The following is a 16,200-nucleotide window of genomic DNA, read 5'->3' on the forward strand; positions in this document are numbered from 1 at the left end:
AACCTAGCTAAACCGAACCGTTTAAACTCGTCAACGGTTGAAATGTTAATTGTGGCACTTGCTTCACAAGACGCGTTAGGAGAACGAAAAACGATATGGATTTTAAAAAACATTCAACGGCGTTGCTGATTTCCTCTTTATTCACCCCTTTTCTTGCTACATCGGTTGCTGCGGAGACCTTACCTAAAGGCATTCAACTTGCCGCAGAACAGCATTTAGTACGTGCGAATGACGCAGAGGCGGCGACGCTTGACCCAGCGAAAGCCGAAGGTCTGCCAGAAATGCATGTGATTCGTGACTTATTTGAAGGGCTTGTGATTCAAGATCGTGACGGAAACATCATTCCCGGTGTGGCAGAATCATGGGAAACCAACGACAACCAAACCTTTACTTTTCACTTGCGCAAAGACGCGAAATGGTCGAATGGCGAGCCTGTGACAGCGGATGATTTTGTCTATTCACTGCGCCGAGCGGTGGATCCGAAAACCGCTTCTCCAAATGTTTGGTATCTCAAACTCACCAAGATCAAAAACATCACCGATGTAGCAGAGGGCAAAAAGCCTTTGGACGATCTCGGTATCAAGGCAGTGGATAAATACACCCTACGTTTTGAGTTGGACAGTCAAGTGCCGTACTTTGTTGCTATGACTGGGCACACGTCCATGATGCCAGTGCATCAAGCGACAGTGGAAAACCGCGACAAGCCGTGGAGCGATCCAGACCAATTTGTTAGCAACGGTGCATTCACATTGGATAAGTGGGTCGTGAATGAGCGCATTGAACTGGTTAAGAGTCCAAGTTACTGGGACAGCGCAGATACGCATCTAAACAGAGTGACTTACATTCCGTTTGAAAACCAAAACGCGTCGATCAATCGTTATGCGGCAGGAGAGCTGGATATCACGTCAGATGTGCCGACTCATATGGCGCAGAAGCTTAAACAAGATTATAAGCAGGCTTACACGGTGGTGCCATTACTGTGCACGTATTACTACGCGTTCAATACCACTCGTCCGCCATTTGATGATGCGCGAGTGCGTCAAGCGGTGTCGTACTCCATCATGCGTGATGTGATTACGAATGGTGTCACGCAAGTGGGCAACCTTCCTGCTTATACCTTTGCGCATCAGTACACCGCCGGGTTTGATGCGACGCCGCCTGAATACAGTAAGTGGAGTCAGCAACAACGTGACGAGAAAGCGCGTCAGTTGTTAAAAGAAGCGGGTTACAGCAAAGACAAGCCGCTCGATTTTAAATTGCTGTACAACACCAGTGAGGCAAACAAATCGATCGCGGTTGCGATAGCGTCGATGCTACAAAAAAATCTCGGTGCAAACGTGGAGTTAGAAAACCAAGAGTGGAAGTCGTACTTAGTGGCGCGTAAACAAGGCAATTTCGATGTGATGCGTGCTTCCTGGTGCGGTGATTACAATGAAGCGTCTACTTTCCTGAGCTTACTTCGCTCAGGTTCTTCGGGTAACTTTGCACGTTACAGCAATGCAGCGTACGACAACGCGATGAACAGTGCATTGGCTGCAACTAATGAGAAAGCGCGCCAAGGATTTTACGATCAAGCTGAACATTTGCTGGCGACAGATATGCCTATCGCGCCAATCTATTACTACATGCAAGCACGTTTGGTTCGTCCAACCGTGGGTGGCTTTGCAAAGAATAACGTAGAAGGGCGCATCTACTCGAAAGATCTCTACATCAAGAAGTAGCGCTCAAAACAAGCGATAAACAGAAGCCCCGAAGATGTGTCTTACGGGGCTTCTGTTTATTGTTAGCGAGCGGAGAGCTTGTCCACTAGCATTGCGACTCGTTTGCCAAGATACTCCGCCGTTGCAACATCAGAAGCATGCAACTGACCACCTTCACCACCTTGTGCAACAATACCACCTTGTACACCATAACGATTCAGGTTTTGCTCCCCAGAATTGCTGATCTTATCCAACCCGACCCACATCATGCCGTGTTGGTTAGCGAGCGTTTGTAGATATTGTAATGTGCAAGATTGGTCGCCATTCATTGCCCCACCACTGGTAAAGCCAGCCGCGATTTTGCTCGCCCATTTTTGGTAATACCAAGATTCACTGCTTGCATCTGCAAATGCTTTAAACTGCGCTGCTACACCGCCCATATAGGTCGGTGAGCCAAAGATAATCGCATCACACTCAGCAAGTTCATCCATTAGTTTAGGGTTCACAAAACGTCCCTCAATAATCTCACTGCCTTCAATTCGGTGAGAGAGGATTTCACATTCATCTTGCTGCTTAATGCCTTGTTGTTCAACACCTGCGGCAATCGCGCGAGCAAGCTGACCAGTAAAGTCGGTTTTAGAGAAATAAATAATCGCAATTTTGGACACAATGGTTCCTTTTTTCATTGTTGATTTTTAATCGTGCGACTAAGGCTAAAACCTCAAGCTAAGTTGAGGTCAAGAAGAGATTTGAGATAGATAAAGTACGAATTGGTATCTAAAGAGCTTTCTTATAGGGTAAGTCGACGGCATAACTACAGTGAATGCAACGACGATGAATGTCGTGTATAAAAGCGTTAAAGGAAGATCTTAAAGATGTAGAAAACTCTCTTGGAAACAATGATAAAGGTACCGATGCTAGTGATGATTAATAGGCGGAAAAATAGATTAAAATATGTAAACTCAGACCTGATCCAAGGCGGGAAAAGTACATTTCATCGTTTCTTAAGACGAGGGATTATTATCATTATGGTAGGAGGCCTTTCTACAGCCTCTTCCACGGTATTTGCACACTTTATAGCGGGGGTGGTTGATGTGGATATGAATGTTCATCCAGAGAGCTTAGAAGAAAAAGTGCATGCACTACTTTTTGTTTCGGTCAGTCTTGTTTTTTACCTCTTTTCTGCCCTTATCTCGCTAAATATTAGTGGGTGGCTCATAATGAAGCTAAAAATATAAGCTTAACTAAAACCATGTCCTTGTATTTTAAGGAAGATGGAACTAGTGACGATTTTTTCTTTGCTTGCACCATCTCTATTTTTTGTATTTATTTAAGGTTCGTAAAGAAGAAGCTTACTTTGGTTAAAGTGGCGCTTTTGGTTTCGGCGATGTGTCATGTGTTTATCATGAAAGAATACAGCGGTGACCTTTCAGTTTATACGTTTTGTCTCTTCACTGTTGTTCTCCATTAACTTTGGGTTATTTGTGACTACCAAGTGATATTAAAAAGCCGATGTATCTACATCGGCTTTTTAGTGGGTTATTTCTTTCTGCGAGTATAAATCCGAGATTTTGCTTTACTTGGCTCTGGCTTGTTTTTCGCCAGCTTTAGTACCGCTTTTTGCAAAATCTGGTTGTTTGGGTAAGTGATCAAGTTACCGTTGTCGTGCTTAATTAACACGTGAAACATGCTGATTTCTTGAATCTCACCGCAGATGTCTTCATCTTTGTCTACGACTTTAATTCGGTCACCCACTCGGTATGGGAAGACAAAAAAGATCAAAAAGCTGGCAGTGATGTTGCTCAGAATTGACCACTGCGCAATAAACGCCACACCCAATACGGCAAAAATGGACGATAGGAACAATGACACATCGCCATAGCCAATCCCGGTGATAATGGCAAAAACAGACGCGGTTAAAAATAAAAGCACGACGTTAAAACAACGCTGAATAAAACTCAGGCGGGCCTTTTTTACACCTTTTGAGGTCGCTAAGTTTAAAATGGCTCGATTGACGATTCTCTTCAGAATGCGATAAGCAATCAGGACAATAATGCCCATTAAGACTTTGTACCCGAGAGAGCCTGCGGTGAAATACTGGCTCACTTGATCTAGATGGATCCAATCATTCATTTCTTCAACTCGACGATATTAAGAAAACCGCTGTTATAGCTGATTTTCTGATGTAAGTAATCACAAATTTTCTCTCTCCATTTTTCGTCTCTCTACCTAGGAACTTCGCCCTAGAGCCTACGGAGAGTTGTAGAGTTTTATCAATAGTGTGCAGAGCTTTGCTTCTGTTTGCGCTCACCGCATATATTCAACCAAAGTTGATGCGGTTTTAAAGTGTTTAATGTTTGAGCTGTATCTCATATCCGGTATTGTATGAGGCTAGGAGCGTATAAACGTGCTGAATATGATTTTTGTCCTGATAACCTAAGACGTGTTGAGTGAAATGGCTTGCTAGGATATCTATCAAATGGAAGAAGATGAAAAGGCGATTATGATGTTGGTCGTGATTGTGGGGCTAGTGTTCGTTTGGATAGCGCTTGAAGAGCTTAACTATCTTGGATTCTCAATAAAATAAGCCCCGTTAAACATGAGTCAAACGGGGCCTTTCTCTTTTGTAAATGCTAATTTCGGTTAGCTAACCGCACGTACTTTGCCTTGTTTCAAGTCATTCAGCACTTGCGCTTTAGGACCATCAGCAATGATGCTGCCTTTCTCCATCACAATTACTCGATCAACGATGTCGAGCATCGACGTTTTATGCGTAATCAGTATCAATGTTTCGCTAGGTTTGAGCTGAGATAGCTGGTGCTTAATATGCATTTCAGAGCGGTTATCCATCGCGCTGGTCGGTTCATCCATGAGTAGGACGGGAGGACGGCCCAAAAATGCACGAGCGATCGTGACGGCTTGACGTTGACCACCAGAAAGCATCGCACCACCTTCACCTACTTGACGTTCTAAACCAGCTGGATCCGATTGTGTAAATGCGGTCACGCCTGCACGGTTTGCTGCATCAAGCACGTCTCGGTCATCCGTTAGTGGACGACCCAAGGTAATATTGTCGCGAATCGAACCGAAGAATAGATTCGAATCTTGAGGCACACAGCCGATGTTACGTCGAACATCAACGTGGTGAAGCTGTGCGATATCAGTATCATCTATACGTACGTGTCCCTCTGTTGGCTTATACAAGCCCATGATCAAGCGCTCTAACGTTGTCTTACCCGAACCAATTCGACCGATTATCGCGACTTTTTCTCCAGGATTTATCGTGAGAGAAATGTTACGTATAGACGCGACAGGAGAGTCTGGGTAATGAAACGTTACGCGATCAATTTCAATCTTACCTTGGATGATTGGGCGATGGATGTAGCGTTTCCCTTCTTCTTGCTCATCCGGCATTTCCATGACTTGATTGATAATCGTCATAGAAGACTTCGCCTGGTTGTAGCGCGTTGAGAGCAAAGACAACTGAACCAAAGGCCCTATGGCGCGACCACTCAACATGGTTGCGGCGATTAAGCCACCCATAGTGAGCTCGCCCTCTGCAATCAGATAAACGCCGAGAATGATCATCCCAACGTTACTACTTTGCTGTACGAAGCCAGCCGCATTCTGGATGCTGTCGGTAATGCGGCGGCTTTTGATGTTCCAGTTCGCCATGTGCGCCACCGCTTCTTCCCAACGGTATTGGAATTGGCTTTGCGCGCTGAGCATTTTTACGGTTTCTAGCCCCGCTAGACTCTCAATTAAGTTGGCGTATTTTTGCGATGCTAAGCGTGACCCTTCCTCTATAGAGCGACGCAGCGGTCCTTGAATCAGCAGTGAATGAACAATCAAAATGACCACGCCGACCATTGGAACATACACAAGATCGCCAGCCATTAGCCATATAATCACCAAGAACAGAATGGCAAAAGGCAGGTCAATTAGGGCACTGACGGTTGCAGACGTGAAGAATTCTCGAATAGATTCAAACTCTTGAAGATGGCGAGCGAATGCGCCGACCGAAGGCGGCTTGGACTCCATTCGGATGCCCATCACTTTGCTGAACAGCTTGGAGGAAATCAGAATGTCAGACTTCTTTCCTGCGACATCAATAAAGTAGTTTCTCAACGATTTGAGTATGAAATCGAATAGAAAGACAACAAAGATGCCGCTTGCCAATACCCATAAGGTTTCAAACGCGAGATTCGGTACCACTTTGTCGTACACCAAACGAGTGAACAGCGGGGCGGCAACGGCAAAGAGGTTGATGAGAAGTGAGGCGATTAAAACATCGCGGTAGATACGTTTTGACTGCCACAAGGTTGACCAAAACCAGTGACCTTCGTTGGTTTTGAGCACCTCGGGAGAGCGCTCATCGAAACGGAATTGCTTTTTAACTAAAAAGTAGCGACCAGTGTACTGCTCAAGTAGGTCTTCTAATGGAATGGAGATTGGCACCATTCCACTTTCTAAGGTGGTGACTTCGGCTTCGCGTGTCTCCGCGTTAATGCTGTTGAGAACGCATGAGTCACCGCCTTTAAGAACTAAGATTGCCGGCAGAATCAGGCTGGAGATGTTCTCCAGCTCTGCACGGTTTTCCTTGGCAACCAATCCGGCCCTTTCCGCTGCTCTTGGTAGCAAAAATGGAGTTAGCTTGCCGTCTGAAAGCGGAAGGCCATTGACCAGCGCTTCTGGCGAGTTAGCTAACCCATAGTAACGGCTAACGTAGATGAGCGAATTCAGTAAAGGGTCTTTCATCTGTGGTAAACCTTTTTATTCCTTGTCGACGATGAATCCTTGGAATACCTCAACAAAATGCTCGGTGAGGAAGTCCAACTGGATTTGAGTTTCAATACGCGACGCGATAGTCGTAATGCCTAGGTTATGGGCAGTACGAGAAATCGACGTTAGCGTGAATTTCTGTTTTTCGTCGTGTAAGTTGTGTGTGAATAGGTAATCAAGCTTCACATAGTTAGGGCGGAACTCTTGGATGTACTCCAATGACTGGAAGTTACGTCCATAGTTATCTACGCCAAACTCAGCCCCGGATTGGCGAATGGCATTACATAACAGCGCCGTGTGGTGAGGCTGATCAATAAAACACTCTTCTGGAATTTCAAAGTGTAGCTTAGAGGCCACTTTGGCGTGTTTTTCCAACATGCTGGTGGTCCAGCGAATGAACGATGGCTGAGACAAGCTGCTTTGCGCAATATTGATCGCGACAGGATCGGTTAGCTCGCCACTTTCCAGCATCTTAATCATCGACTCAATAACGTATTGGTCGAAAATATTGGTGGCGTCTAGCTGCTCTAGTGCGAATAAATATTGGTTGGCACGGAACGTTTCGCCCTCTTTTTCGATGCTTGAGAACACTTCGTTATGGAACACTTTACCCCAAGTGTTCTTCGCTGCTTGGAAGCGGAATTTAACCCAATCGCTATGAATCGCTTCTTCAACCAGCGCTTTCCACTGCTGTTTACCCATTAAGTTAGAAGGTGTGTCACTGCCGATAAAGCCGTAAGCTTTGTCTGGTTGAGCTTTGGCTTTCGAGAGCGCATTATCCACCATAGATAAGATTTCAGAGCGCGTTTTTTGGTCTTTACTATGCGCAACACCTAAGGCTGCTTTTGGTTTGGCTAGGCCGGTTGGATCAGTGTTCAACCCGTTAACGCAGTTCACGATGCTGTCCGCCAAAATGCGTAGTTCGCTTTCATCCATGTGTGGGAAAAGCAGGCCAAATTCATCACTAGATAGGCGTGCAATGGTAGCTCCCGGCACATCAATGGTGTTTTTCAGACGTTGAGACAGCTCTTTTACGTGGGCATCGGCGCGTTGGTAGTCTTTTGTCTCGTAAATGTCACCAATGTATTCTGCATGGAGTAGCGCGATACCCCCTTGCGTTTGCTCTGCCAACCATTGGTCTATTTGGTTGATGTAGAACGAGCGATTACCCAGTTTGGAGATAGGGTCGAGGTAAGCTTGAGCACGCAGTCGTTGTGCCTCTTTCGCTTGTTCTTTGAATGACAGCTCAATTTGAGCAGACATCATGTTAATGCCATCTACCACCGCGATCAGATCTTTAGTTCTTGGACGAGCAAGTGGTTCACCAAATTGGTTATTAGCGATTTCATGCATTTTCTTCACGATGGCCGCTAATGGTTTTAGTGAGCGACGGAGGATGTACGAAATCGCAATTAAACCAGCCAGGAAAATGACACTGAATGCAGATAACAAACCAATAAAGCCTTGCCAGAGCTGCTCGTAAGCTGCTCCTGGGTGGCTAATGATTTCCACTTCAGCAAGTTGCATCCAACCACTGGTTACTACGCGCTTATCGTGAATGGCTTTGAATAGATTCATGTCGATAAACCATTGTGGCACCGTACTTGGTTTTACCGGGTAAGTGCGCACGATTTGGTAGTCAGAATCTAAAGCGGTCAGGCGAACAACCGAGTAGGTGCTGCCGTCAAACAGAGCATTAATCACGGATTCTACCGCGACTTTATCTTTGTCTTTAAGGTAAGGAGCCAATGCCAAACCTACGGTGTTAATGGTGTTGTTGACCTCTGAACGTTGCTGTTGTTCCAAGCTGTCTCGAGTCGTGTTGAATTGGATTACGAATACTGATGCCAACAAGAGTATAAAGACCGTAACCATTCCCACTACAAGCTTCTTATATAGGGTCATGTTTCTCACTCGTCATAGTTAATTTTAGGTTTATTTAACTGCAACTTACGTTCGCGCGAGCGTAAGTCATTCCAAAGGCTCAACCGTGATGCTTTCCCTGCCAGCTCTCCAGTGCTAGCAGAAGACTTCATCAACCACAGGTTTGTACCATTAAAACTGTATATCGGTAGCAAGTCGCTACGTTTAGAGGCTCGGACAATATCAGGGTTGATATTGTCGAGAATGAGCGGCTCAGAGCTTGGGGTTGGGTAGTAAGCTAATACCATGTGAAACTGATTCAGTTCGATGGCTTTTACGTAGATCAAACGCATCTTAGAATCTGGTATTCCTAGCTCGAGTAACGAGAAGTACTTGGCGATGGTGAAATCCTCACAATCCCCTGCATTACTCCCTAAAAATTCGAGTGGCGTAGCCCAATAATCTGTCTTTCCCCACAGTTTTATGTCGTCAACAAAATACAGCTGGTTAAAAAAGTCGTTGACGCCAGCGAGCTGTTCATGTGTCTCTAATTGTTTAAATAAGTCGAGGTTTTTTCGCCATGTATTTACGCGCAATCCCGCACGTTCGCCGTACACCGCTGTGACCGTATTGACCCATTGTTGTTCTTTACTGCTTAACGCACCAATTTGGAACGAAAAACAACTTAAACTGATTAATAATGTAACTTTACGCTTCAAATTGGATCGCATATTCGACTCATATCACAAGTATACTCTTCTAAAGGGTTCGTCAGTGAGAAACAAGTGCTTTTTATTTAATCACTTATCGCTCAATACTCGCCGTTGTGAGTACCTTGGTGTGATTTACTCCTTCAAGGCGTTCGTTTTGGCACTTAAAATCGGTTTAAGTAGATATTCCAAAACGGTTCGCTTCCCTGTGATGATATCGACCGATGCCGTCATTCCTGGAATGATTGGTAAATCTGCATCTTGACCAAAATTCGTTTTATCGGTGCGGACACGAACGATGTAAAAGCTATTTCCTTCTTCATCTTGGGTTGTATCTGCGCTGATGTGCTCCAATTCACCCTCTAAGCCGCCGTACTTAGTGAAGTCGTAAGCCGTAAACTTCACGATGGCGTGTAGGTCTGGGCGCAAAAATGCAATGTCTTTGGGCGCAATTTTCGCTTCTACTAATAACGTATCTTCAGTTGGTACAATTTCGACGATATCCATGCCTGGCTGGATAACACCCCCAACGGTGTTGATGTTCAGCGTTTTGATTTTGCCTGTTACTGGCGAGTTCACAACGGTTCGATTGACTCTATCTTCTAAACCCACTGCTGATTCAACCAAGGCAGATAACTGGTCTTGGGCGCTGTTGAGTTTCTCTTGCTGTTCAGAGCGGAATTTGAGCGCAACATCAATGCGATTAAGCATGGATTCTCGAATTGCTGACTTTAATACCGGGATTTTGAGCTCACTGGAAGTCATTTCGCGGCGGGTGTCGTTGACTTGGCGTTGTAACTTGAGTAATTCAATACGAGGCACAACACCTTCATCAGCCAACGGTTTGGTGATGTCTAATTCTTTCTTCGCATATTGATAGCTTTGACGTAAGTTCCTTACTCGCGCTTCAATCTCTACTAAGTCCTGCTGCTTTTGCTGAACTTGTTGGTCAATCACCGAAAGTTGGTTGCGTAAATTGTCTAAATCTTCGCGGTACTCTGCTTTCTGGCGCTGAGTGAGTTTCGGCTGAGTTTCTTCTAAAATTGGTGGAAAGGTCAGTTTGCCATAATCGAGTACTACGCTTTGGCGCCAGTTTTCCGTTTCAAAATCACGATTCACGGCAACACTGTTGATTGAAGCTGAGAGTTGCAGCACAGACGCAGTTAGGTTGGCAACTTGTTGTTCACGCTCACGAAAATCAGAGCGAAAGCGAGTGTCATCGATAAGGAGTAACTGCTGACCTTTTTCAACCAACTGACCTTCTTTGACTAAAATTTCTTTGACTAAGCCACCTTCTAAGTTTTGGACAACTTGAATCTGTGAAGAGGGAATGACTTTTCCCTGACCAACAGTGACCTGGTCGATTTCAGCCCAAGACGCCCAGCCTATTGCAGCAATAAAAAACAACACCATCACCCAGAGCATCAAACGTGCGCTGTTGGGGGTGTTGAGGAGCAATGCTGCAGTTTTGTCGTCAACAAAATCCAACTCTTCATTGTTGAGTTTGTTGTAGTTATCTCGGCTCATCACAGTCCCTGCTTATATAAATGCTGATTATCTTTTTGATCTTATTATTATTAACCGATCATGTCAGTATGCTCGGCGAATAAAAATATGAGACGAAGACCATTCTCTCTCCGAATGAGCGTTTTCAATGCTTCTCTAGCAAAAGAAAAGTGAAGATATCGTCAGAGTATGGCTATTGCGCCTTGAACTTGGTTTTATCCAACTGATGTTTTTTTAGTTTGTCGTACAAGGTTTTGCGTGATACCTGTAATTCTAGTTGAACCTCTTTGAGTCTGCCTCGGTGTCTTTGTAGTGCATCGAATAATAAGCAATATTCAAAGTATTCTGTGCGCTGAGTCATACTCTGAATTTCGATACTTTTTTCACTGTTCCAATCTTCCATTCGGAAGGTATCTGGCTTGAGCGCGCGAAGTTCTGCAAATTGGCGTAGCTGCTTAATATTTTCTGGCCATTCTAAATCGGTCAGATGTTTGACTTCTTCTAAGCTGATGTGTGGCGGTTGAAGTTGGTAACGACTCGCAGCGTGGCGTACAAAGTGCTTGTATAAAGGTCCAATGTCTTCTTTTCTTTCATCGAGTGTCGGCAAGTGAATTAGAGTAGCTAGGGCTTTGATAGACGGATCGACTTGGGTTGTTGCACCAAAAACACGCTCAAGTTTCGGGTGGTTAAACAAGCATTGCCATTGTTCATATGAGACATGCTCAGCACTATGTAAGTACAAGCTGCAATGGCTTTTTCCTTCAATCAAGCGATGTATGGCTTTATCGAGGGCTTCTAATGAAAGCTCATAGAGATCCTCACCAGAAGCGGCGATTAACTCGCTGTCTGGCGTTGCATGTATGTCGTGGGCAAATTGCGCGGCGAGCCGGCGACCTGTGCCATCTTGACCAACAAAAATGATCGGCTGGTTCGTTGGTGCGCTGATCAAAGCGCGACGAATGCTCACCATGGCTTTACTGTGACCAATCATTTTCGGACCAACATGAGTTTGCATGTCGAGCTCTTTCTTAAGCCAGATGTTTTCCTGCAATAGATTCAACTTATCACCAGCGTTATTGAGCGACTTCATCAGTTGTTCCGTTGAAAAAGGCTTTTCGAGAAAGTCGTACGCGCCGCTTTTCATCGCATCTACCGCGGTTTTCACATCTCCATGTCCGGTAAGTACGATAAATTGAAAGTGATCGTTTTTACTTCGCAACGTTCGCATGAACTCCAATCCATCCATCACGGGCATATGGATATCGGTGATGACGATCGCTGGCGTATTTGGGTCGATAACGCGCAAGGCTTCCACGGCGTTTGGTAAGCAGGTGACGTCTATCCCTTCAATAAGCAGTGCTTGAGCGACGGCATCACGAATATGTGGTTCATCATCAACAAAGAAAACGGGATTATTCATGGTTGTTTTCCACTTCTGGGTTGCGTTGGTTTTGGATAGCGATTGGCAGCGTCACGATAAAGGTCATGCCTCCTGCTTGTTGTTCCGTGTTCTGATGTTTATAAGCACTGAGTGAACCGTGATAGCTTTCTAAAATGCGTTTGGAGATGGTCAAACCTAATCCTAAGCCCTCTGGCTTAGTCGTAAAAAATGGGTCAAAGACTTTTGCTAAGGCTTCGTCCGACATGCCGGGCCCGTTGTCGGAAACAAGAATGTCACAGCTGTCATCATGACACTGAACGGCAATAGATATTTGCGGATCAATGCAGTAGTTTTCCATCGCTTGTGCAGCATTATGGAAGAGATTGATCAGAACTTGCTCTAACTCAACGCTGTGAATTGCTAGCTTCACATTATAATCGATGGCTGGGACTTTTAATGTCACCCCTTGTTTAATGAGTTTGTTGCTCAAAATGCTGGTGGCAGTATGCACTGCGTCGTGCAGTACCGCGATTTCATTGTGTGAATCGTGCGTGGCTTTCCGAGTAAAGACTTTTAAGCGAGCGATCACTTCCGAAATGGTGTCATTGAGTGTCAGCATTTTGCCCAAATTGTCGGCGACCATTGGGTATTTTTCCATTGCCAACAAACGCTGCGAGTTTTCGGTATAGGTTCTTAGTGCGGAAAGTGGCTGATTTATCTCATGATTAATACTGGCAGACAGCTCGCCCAACAGTGCCAATTTCGCGGCTTGGGTCAACTCTTGTTGCGTTTGTTTGAGTTCTTGCTGGCTTTGCTCATATTGGCGGATGGTCTGTTGTAGCTTTTGGTTGGCTTCACTCAGCACTAGTGTCCGTTGCACCACTTTTTCTTCTAGGCTCACATTAAGGTCGGCTAGGCGTGCCTTGTTCACGAGTGTTTGGAACCACGCCAACGCAATCAGCGCAATGAGCGCATATAGAATCAGGAAGACGATATCAGCCTGTAAAACGGCGGCAAGGACGGTGTTGTGGTTTATCAAGGCAACGACGCGAAATCCTTTATCCAATACATGTGTCGCGTATGCGAGGTAATTGGGTGAGAGGAGCAATTGATTATCAGCAAACTCGGTGACGCCACTTTGCGCGGTAAGCTCACCAAAATACTCTGGTAAGGTATCGCCATACTGACGCGTTTCGGTAAGCTCGTTTATTGCACTCGGTGACAGCGGGAAGAGTGCACGATAGCGCCAGTTAGGCAAATTGCTCATAAACACGACATTGTGTTTATCCGTGATGAGTACGTCCGTCGTGGTTTGCGAAAGACGCTGTTCCAACTGCTCCAAATTCACTTTTACCGTGATCACGCCAACGACCTCATCATTTACCCAAAGCGGAGATGAGAAGAAGTACCCACGTTTATTTGAACGAACGCCTAACCCGACATATTGAGCAGGTTCACCGCGTCGCGCATTTTTAAAATAGGGACGATAGCTAAAGCTGGAACCAACAAACGTATCCTCTTGCTGAAAGTTACTTGAGGCAATGACCAACCCTGTGCGGTCATGAACGTAAATCGTATCGGCCAAACTTTGTTTCAACCAATCTGCTAACAATAGGTTGAGCTCGTGAGAGGGCGCTCCGCGTTCTACTGCTTTGAGTAATCTCGGATCGTGACTTAATAGGTTTGGTATCTGTTCAAACTTTGCCAGCTCGTAGTCGACTTCTTGCGACACTTGCGCTGCTTGTCTCTCTAGCTTTTGTTGCCACTGATCATGTTGGTATTGAGTTGCGTAATGATGAGTAAGCGCAAGCCCTGAAATGCCAACGGCACACAGTAGCAATAGAAAATGGCGTAGGGCTTTAGGGTTGAGTAAGTTCACGATCAGCTCACTGGTTTTTTGTGTCATGGTATCAAATGACACACTGTGATGCTGTGAGCGGCAACGATAACAGGCACAATGATGTCCTTGTATTTCCTCAGTATCGGGAGCACAATCGACAAAAACGAGTGAAGGAGTAAAGATGGAACTTGCTGATATTCGTCGTGAGTACACCAAAGGTGGGCTACGTCGTAAAGATTTGAAAGCTGATCCTATTGATCAATTTAATCTGTGGCTAGAGCAAGCAGTTGAAGCAGGGTTAACGGACCCGACGGCGATGACAGTTGCAACGGTTGATGAAAATGGCATGCCGTTTCAACGCATTGTTCTATTGAAAAACGTCGACAAAAATGGCTTCGTATTTTACACCAACCTAGGCAGTCGTAAGGCCCAGCAGCTTGAGCATAACAGCAATATTAGTTTGCACTTCCCTTGGCATCCGTTAGAGCGCCAGGTTCATATTACTGGTGTGGCGGAAAAGCTCACCGCCGTAGAAAATATGAAATACTTTACTTCTCGTCCAAAAGAGAGCCAATTAGCCGCAATCGCGAGCAAGCAAAGTAGCCGTATTTCTGCTCGAGGCGTATTAGAAGGTAAGTTTTTAGAGCTAAAACAGAAATTTGCTAAGGGTGAAATACCGGTTCCAACCTTCTGGGGTGGCTTTCGCGTAAAACCACAGAGTATTGAGTTTTGGCAGGGTGGTGAACACCGTCTTCATGATCGCTTTCTTTTCTCCCAACATGATGGAAGTTGGGACATTGACCGTCTTGCGCCATAAACTCTCGTGCCTCATGAATAAACAAACACCGCCCACTTGGGCGGTGTTTTTGTAGGTAGAAAGTGGCGCGAATTATCGCTCTCCATTCAACACTACCGATAATTGATGCTTAAGCAGCGTTTTGGGTACAACAGAGCCGTAGCCTGCTTCCATGGCTTTATCTATTAGTTCGTTCTTGCTGTTTGCTGCAAACTTATTACGTAAGCGTGCGACGTGACCTTCAACGGTTTTTGTTGATATACCCATGACCTGAGAGATGAATTGTGGCTTCTTGCCGTAGAGCAAGAGGAAAAGCGTTTCTTGCTCGCGACATGTGAGCTTCTCTGGTTTTGGCTGTAAGTCAGAGAAACGAAAGATGGATTGCTGATTAGGGTTGGTGCTGATTGCACGACAAACCCAATACCCGACTTCAATCACGGCGGTGTCGGTGAGTTCTCTTCCGTAGAAAATGGTCCCTACGATGTTACCATTGTCATCTCGCCACGGTGTTTTAGTAAAGATATGGGCTCGCCAGCGGCCATCTGGATAAGGATGGATATCAAGAATTTTGAGTGACTCACCAGTTTCGATGACGTGTTTATCTTGGCGTTGAAATTCTTGTGCACATTCAGTGGTTGGGCTTGCCATCTCAAAATCAGTTTTACCGACGCACTCCTCGGGCGACGTGTGTCCCAACAGTTCTGCGTATTCCTGATTTACGTAGCGGAATACCGAATCTTTATCTTTGCATCCCCAACAACCTGGTAGCTGTTTAAGGAGGGATTGTTCTATGGTATCGACTGAAATATTCACAAAAGGACTCACTACATACTGCTTTTACCAATACAGAGACGTTTGTGTTGCGTTGTTAATATTGACATTGCCAAGTAGGCAGTCACGTTGCTAGAACACGTTCGTTGATTGGCGCTCAATCCAATTAAGTTCATGGTGTTCGATATTTTCGTCACACAGCGACAAACAACAACGAAATTGAACGAAGAATTTAATTGGGAAAATGGTCTGTTTCATTACAGATATGTGCGCTCACGGATGTCCGCCTGATGTTCGGCTTACAACTCGTATCGTCCTTGATCATGCTTCCTACAACTCAGTTGTAATTTAGTTGGCGTTCATATCACTCATCGAGAGGGAGAACGGCGCCTAAGTCATATGAGAGGGACAGTGAGACGAAAGCTATAATATCAGCTTATGCCATTGTTTTCATTGTTGAGAAGCGAAAAAAAAGCCAGCCTGAAGACGGGCTGGCAACACAAGATATAATCTTGTCGACGTGTAGAAGAGGTTCTAAATTACCTAGCGAGGGTCTGCTAAGTAAGTTAGAGGTATCAATGAGATACCGAGAGCTTTAGATCGTATGCATCTTAAAGCTCGAGGACTAATGTATTGAATCAGAAGCATATTAGTAAGAGGGGAAATCCCTCTATGTTGATTTCAAGAGGTGGCTTTGATCTGTTTATGAGGCGATTTATCTATTTTGAACCGCAGTGTTCTACCAAATAACGGATTGTTCGGTAACAAGGATCTTTATATCTATTGGTTATGTATACGTAAGGTGCTTCTATCTATCCGTTTTTGTTAATAAAATTGGTTGCTCATTGACC

12 protein-coding genes are annotated in these 16,200 nt (G+C 45.1%); 3 read left to right on the forward strand and 9 right to left on the reverse strand.

What is annotated here, in order from left to right:
- Positions 1–95 precede the first annotated feature (95 nt).
- The gene (locus ACWYVB_RS07075; RefSeq protein ID WP_457528500.1) at positions 96–1,721 is read left to right on the forward strand and encodes an ABC transporter substrate-binding protein; all 1,626 of its coding nucleotides are present in this window, start codon (positions 96–98) and stop codon (positions 1,719–1,721) included.
- A 62-nt stretch (positions 1,722–1,783) separates the two neighbouring features.
- Here the strand turns inward: ACWYVB_RS07075 and ACWYVB_RS07080 are convergent, their stop codons facing one another.
- Entirely contained in the window at positions 1,784–2,368 is a 585-nt protein-coding gene (locus ACWYVB_RS07080) for a flavodoxin family protein (protein WP_457528502.1), read from the reverse strand.
- A 231-nt stretch (positions 2,369–2,599) separates the two neighbouring features.
- Between ACWYVB_RS07080 and ACWYVB_RS07085 the strand changes: the two genes are divergently transcribed.
- On the forward strand, positions 2,600–2,938 hold the full coding sequence (locus ACWYVB_RS07085) for a hypothetical protein (protein WP_457528689.1): 339 nt from the start codon (positions 2,600–2,602) through the stop codon (positions 2,936–2,938).
- Between the two features lie 301 nt (positions 2,939–3,239).
- Here the strand turns inward: ACWYVB_RS07085 and ACWYVB_RS07090 are convergent, their stop codons facing one another.
- From ACWYVB_RS07090 to ACWYVB_RS07120, 7 genes are all read right to left on the reverse strand, one after another.
- Positions 3,240–3,833 carry a mechanosensitive ion channel family protein gene (locus tag ACWYVB_RS07090; protein WP_054866762.1) on the reverse strand — a complete coding sequence of 198 codons (594 nt, stop codon included), beginning with the start codon at positions 3,831–3,833 and terminating at the stop codon, positions 3,240–3,242.
- Positions 3,834–4,343: 510 nt separating this feature from the next.
- Positions 4,344–6,458: a type I secretion system permease/ATPase gene (locus ACWYVB_RS07095; RefSeq protein WP_006740888.1), complete on the reverse strand. Its 2,115-nt coding sequence runs from the start codon at positions 6,456–6,458 to the stop codon at positions 4,344–4,346.
- Between the two features lie 15 nt (positions 6,459–6,473).
- On the reverse strand, positions 6,474–8,387 hold the full coding sequence (locus tag ACWYVB_RS07100) for a bifunctional diguanylate cyclase/phosphodiesterase (RefSeq protein ID WP_031780239.1): 1,914 nt from the start codon (positions 8,385–8,387) through the stop codon (positions 6,474–6,476).
- Between the two features lie 5 nt (positions 8,388–8,392).
- Positions 8,393–9,076 (reverse strand): transglutaminase-like cysteine peptidase, encoded by a 684-nt coding sequence (locus tag ACWYVB_RS07105; RefSeq protein WP_005392134.1) that lies wholly within the window; start codon positions 9,074–9,076, stop codon positions 8,393–8,395.
- A 114-nt stretch (positions 9,077–9,190) separates the two neighbouring features.
- Entirely contained in the window at positions 9,191–10,582 is a 1,392-nt protein-coding gene (locus ACWYVB_RS07110; RefSeq protein ID WP_203347777.1) for an HlyD family type I secretion periplasmic adaptor subunit, read from the reverse strand.
- Positions 10,583–10,754: 172 nt separating this feature from the next.
- A complete protein-coding gene (locus tag ACWYVB_RS07115) occupies positions 10,755–11,981 on the reverse strand; it encodes a sigma-54-dependent transcriptional regulator (protein WP_457528506.1) in 1,227 nt (408 codons plus the stop codon).
- Complete coding sequence (locus ACWYVB_RS07120) at positions 11,974–13,848, reverse strand: sensor histidine kinase (protein WP_225461521.1); 1,875 nt, start codon at positions 13,846–13,848, stop codon at positions 11,974–11,976. Before ACWYVB_RS07120 ends, ACWYVB_RS07115 begins: the two co-directional genes overlap by 8 nt.
- Before the next feature lie 115 nt (positions 13,849–13,963).
- Between ACWYVB_RS07120 and pdxH the strand changes: the two genes are divergently transcribed.
- A complete protein-coding gene (pdxH, locus tag ACWYVB_RS07125) occupies positions 13,964–14,599 on the forward strand; it encodes a pyridoxamine 5'-phosphate oxidase (protein ID WP_005392142.1) in 636 nt (211 codons plus the stop codon).
- Between the two features lie 72 nt (positions 14,600–14,671).
- Here the strand turns inward: pdxH and ACWYVB_RS07130 are convergent, their stop codons facing one another.
- A complete protein-coding gene (locus ACWYVB_RS07130; RefSeq protein ID WP_005392144.1) occupies positions 14,672–15,391 on the reverse strand; it encodes a helix-turn-helix transcriptional regulator in 720 nt (239 codons plus the stop codon).
- Between the last annotated feature and the right edge of the window lie 809 nt (positions 15,392–16,200).

The organism is Vibrio sp. JZG10 (assembly GCF_054064075.1).

Excerpts from the sequence above, each read along its gene's own strand:
- ACWYVB_RS07075 (WP_457528500.1), top strand. The coding sequence starts at position 96 with ATGGATTTTAAAAAACATTCAACGGCGTTGCTGATTTCCTCTTTATTC.
- ACWYVB_RS07085 (WP_457528689.1), top strand. The coding sequence starts at position 2,600 with ATGATAAAGGTACCGATGCTAGTGATGATTAATAGGCGGAAAAATAGA.
- ACWYVB_RS07090 (WP_054866762.1), bottom strand. The coding sequence starts at position 3,833 with ATGAATGATTGGATCCATCTAGATCAAGTGAGCCAGTATTTCACCGCA.
- ACWYVB_RS07095 (WP_006740888.1), bottom strand. The coding sequence starts at position 6,458 with ATGAAAGACCCTTTACTGAATTCGCTCATCTACGTTAGCCGTTACTAT.
- ACWYVB_RS07100 (WP_031780239.1), bottom strand. The coding sequence starts at position 8,387 with ATGACCCTATATAAGAAGCTTGTAGTGGGAATGGTTACGGTCTTTATA.
- ACWYVB_RS07105 (WP_005392134.1), bottom strand. The coding sequence starts at position 9,076 with ATGCGATCCAATTTGAAGCGTAAAGTTACATTATTAATCAGTTTAAGT.
- ACWYVB_RS07110 (WP_203347777.1), bottom strand. The coding sequence starts at position 10,582 with ATGAGCCGAGATAACTACAACAAACTCAACAATGAAGAGTTGGATTTT.
- ACWYVB_RS07115 (WP_457528506.1), bottom strand. The coding sequence starts at position 11,981 with ATGAATAATCCCGTTTTCTTTGTTGATGATGAACCACATATTCGTGAT.
- ACWYVB_RS07120 (WP_225461521.1), bottom strand. The coding sequence starts at position 13,848 with ATGACACAAAAAACCAGTGAGCTGATCGTGAACTTACTCAACCCTAAA.
- pdxH (WP_005392142.1), top strand. The coding sequence starts at position 13,964 with ATGGAACTTGCTGATATTCGTCGTGAGTACACCAAAGGTGGGCTACGT.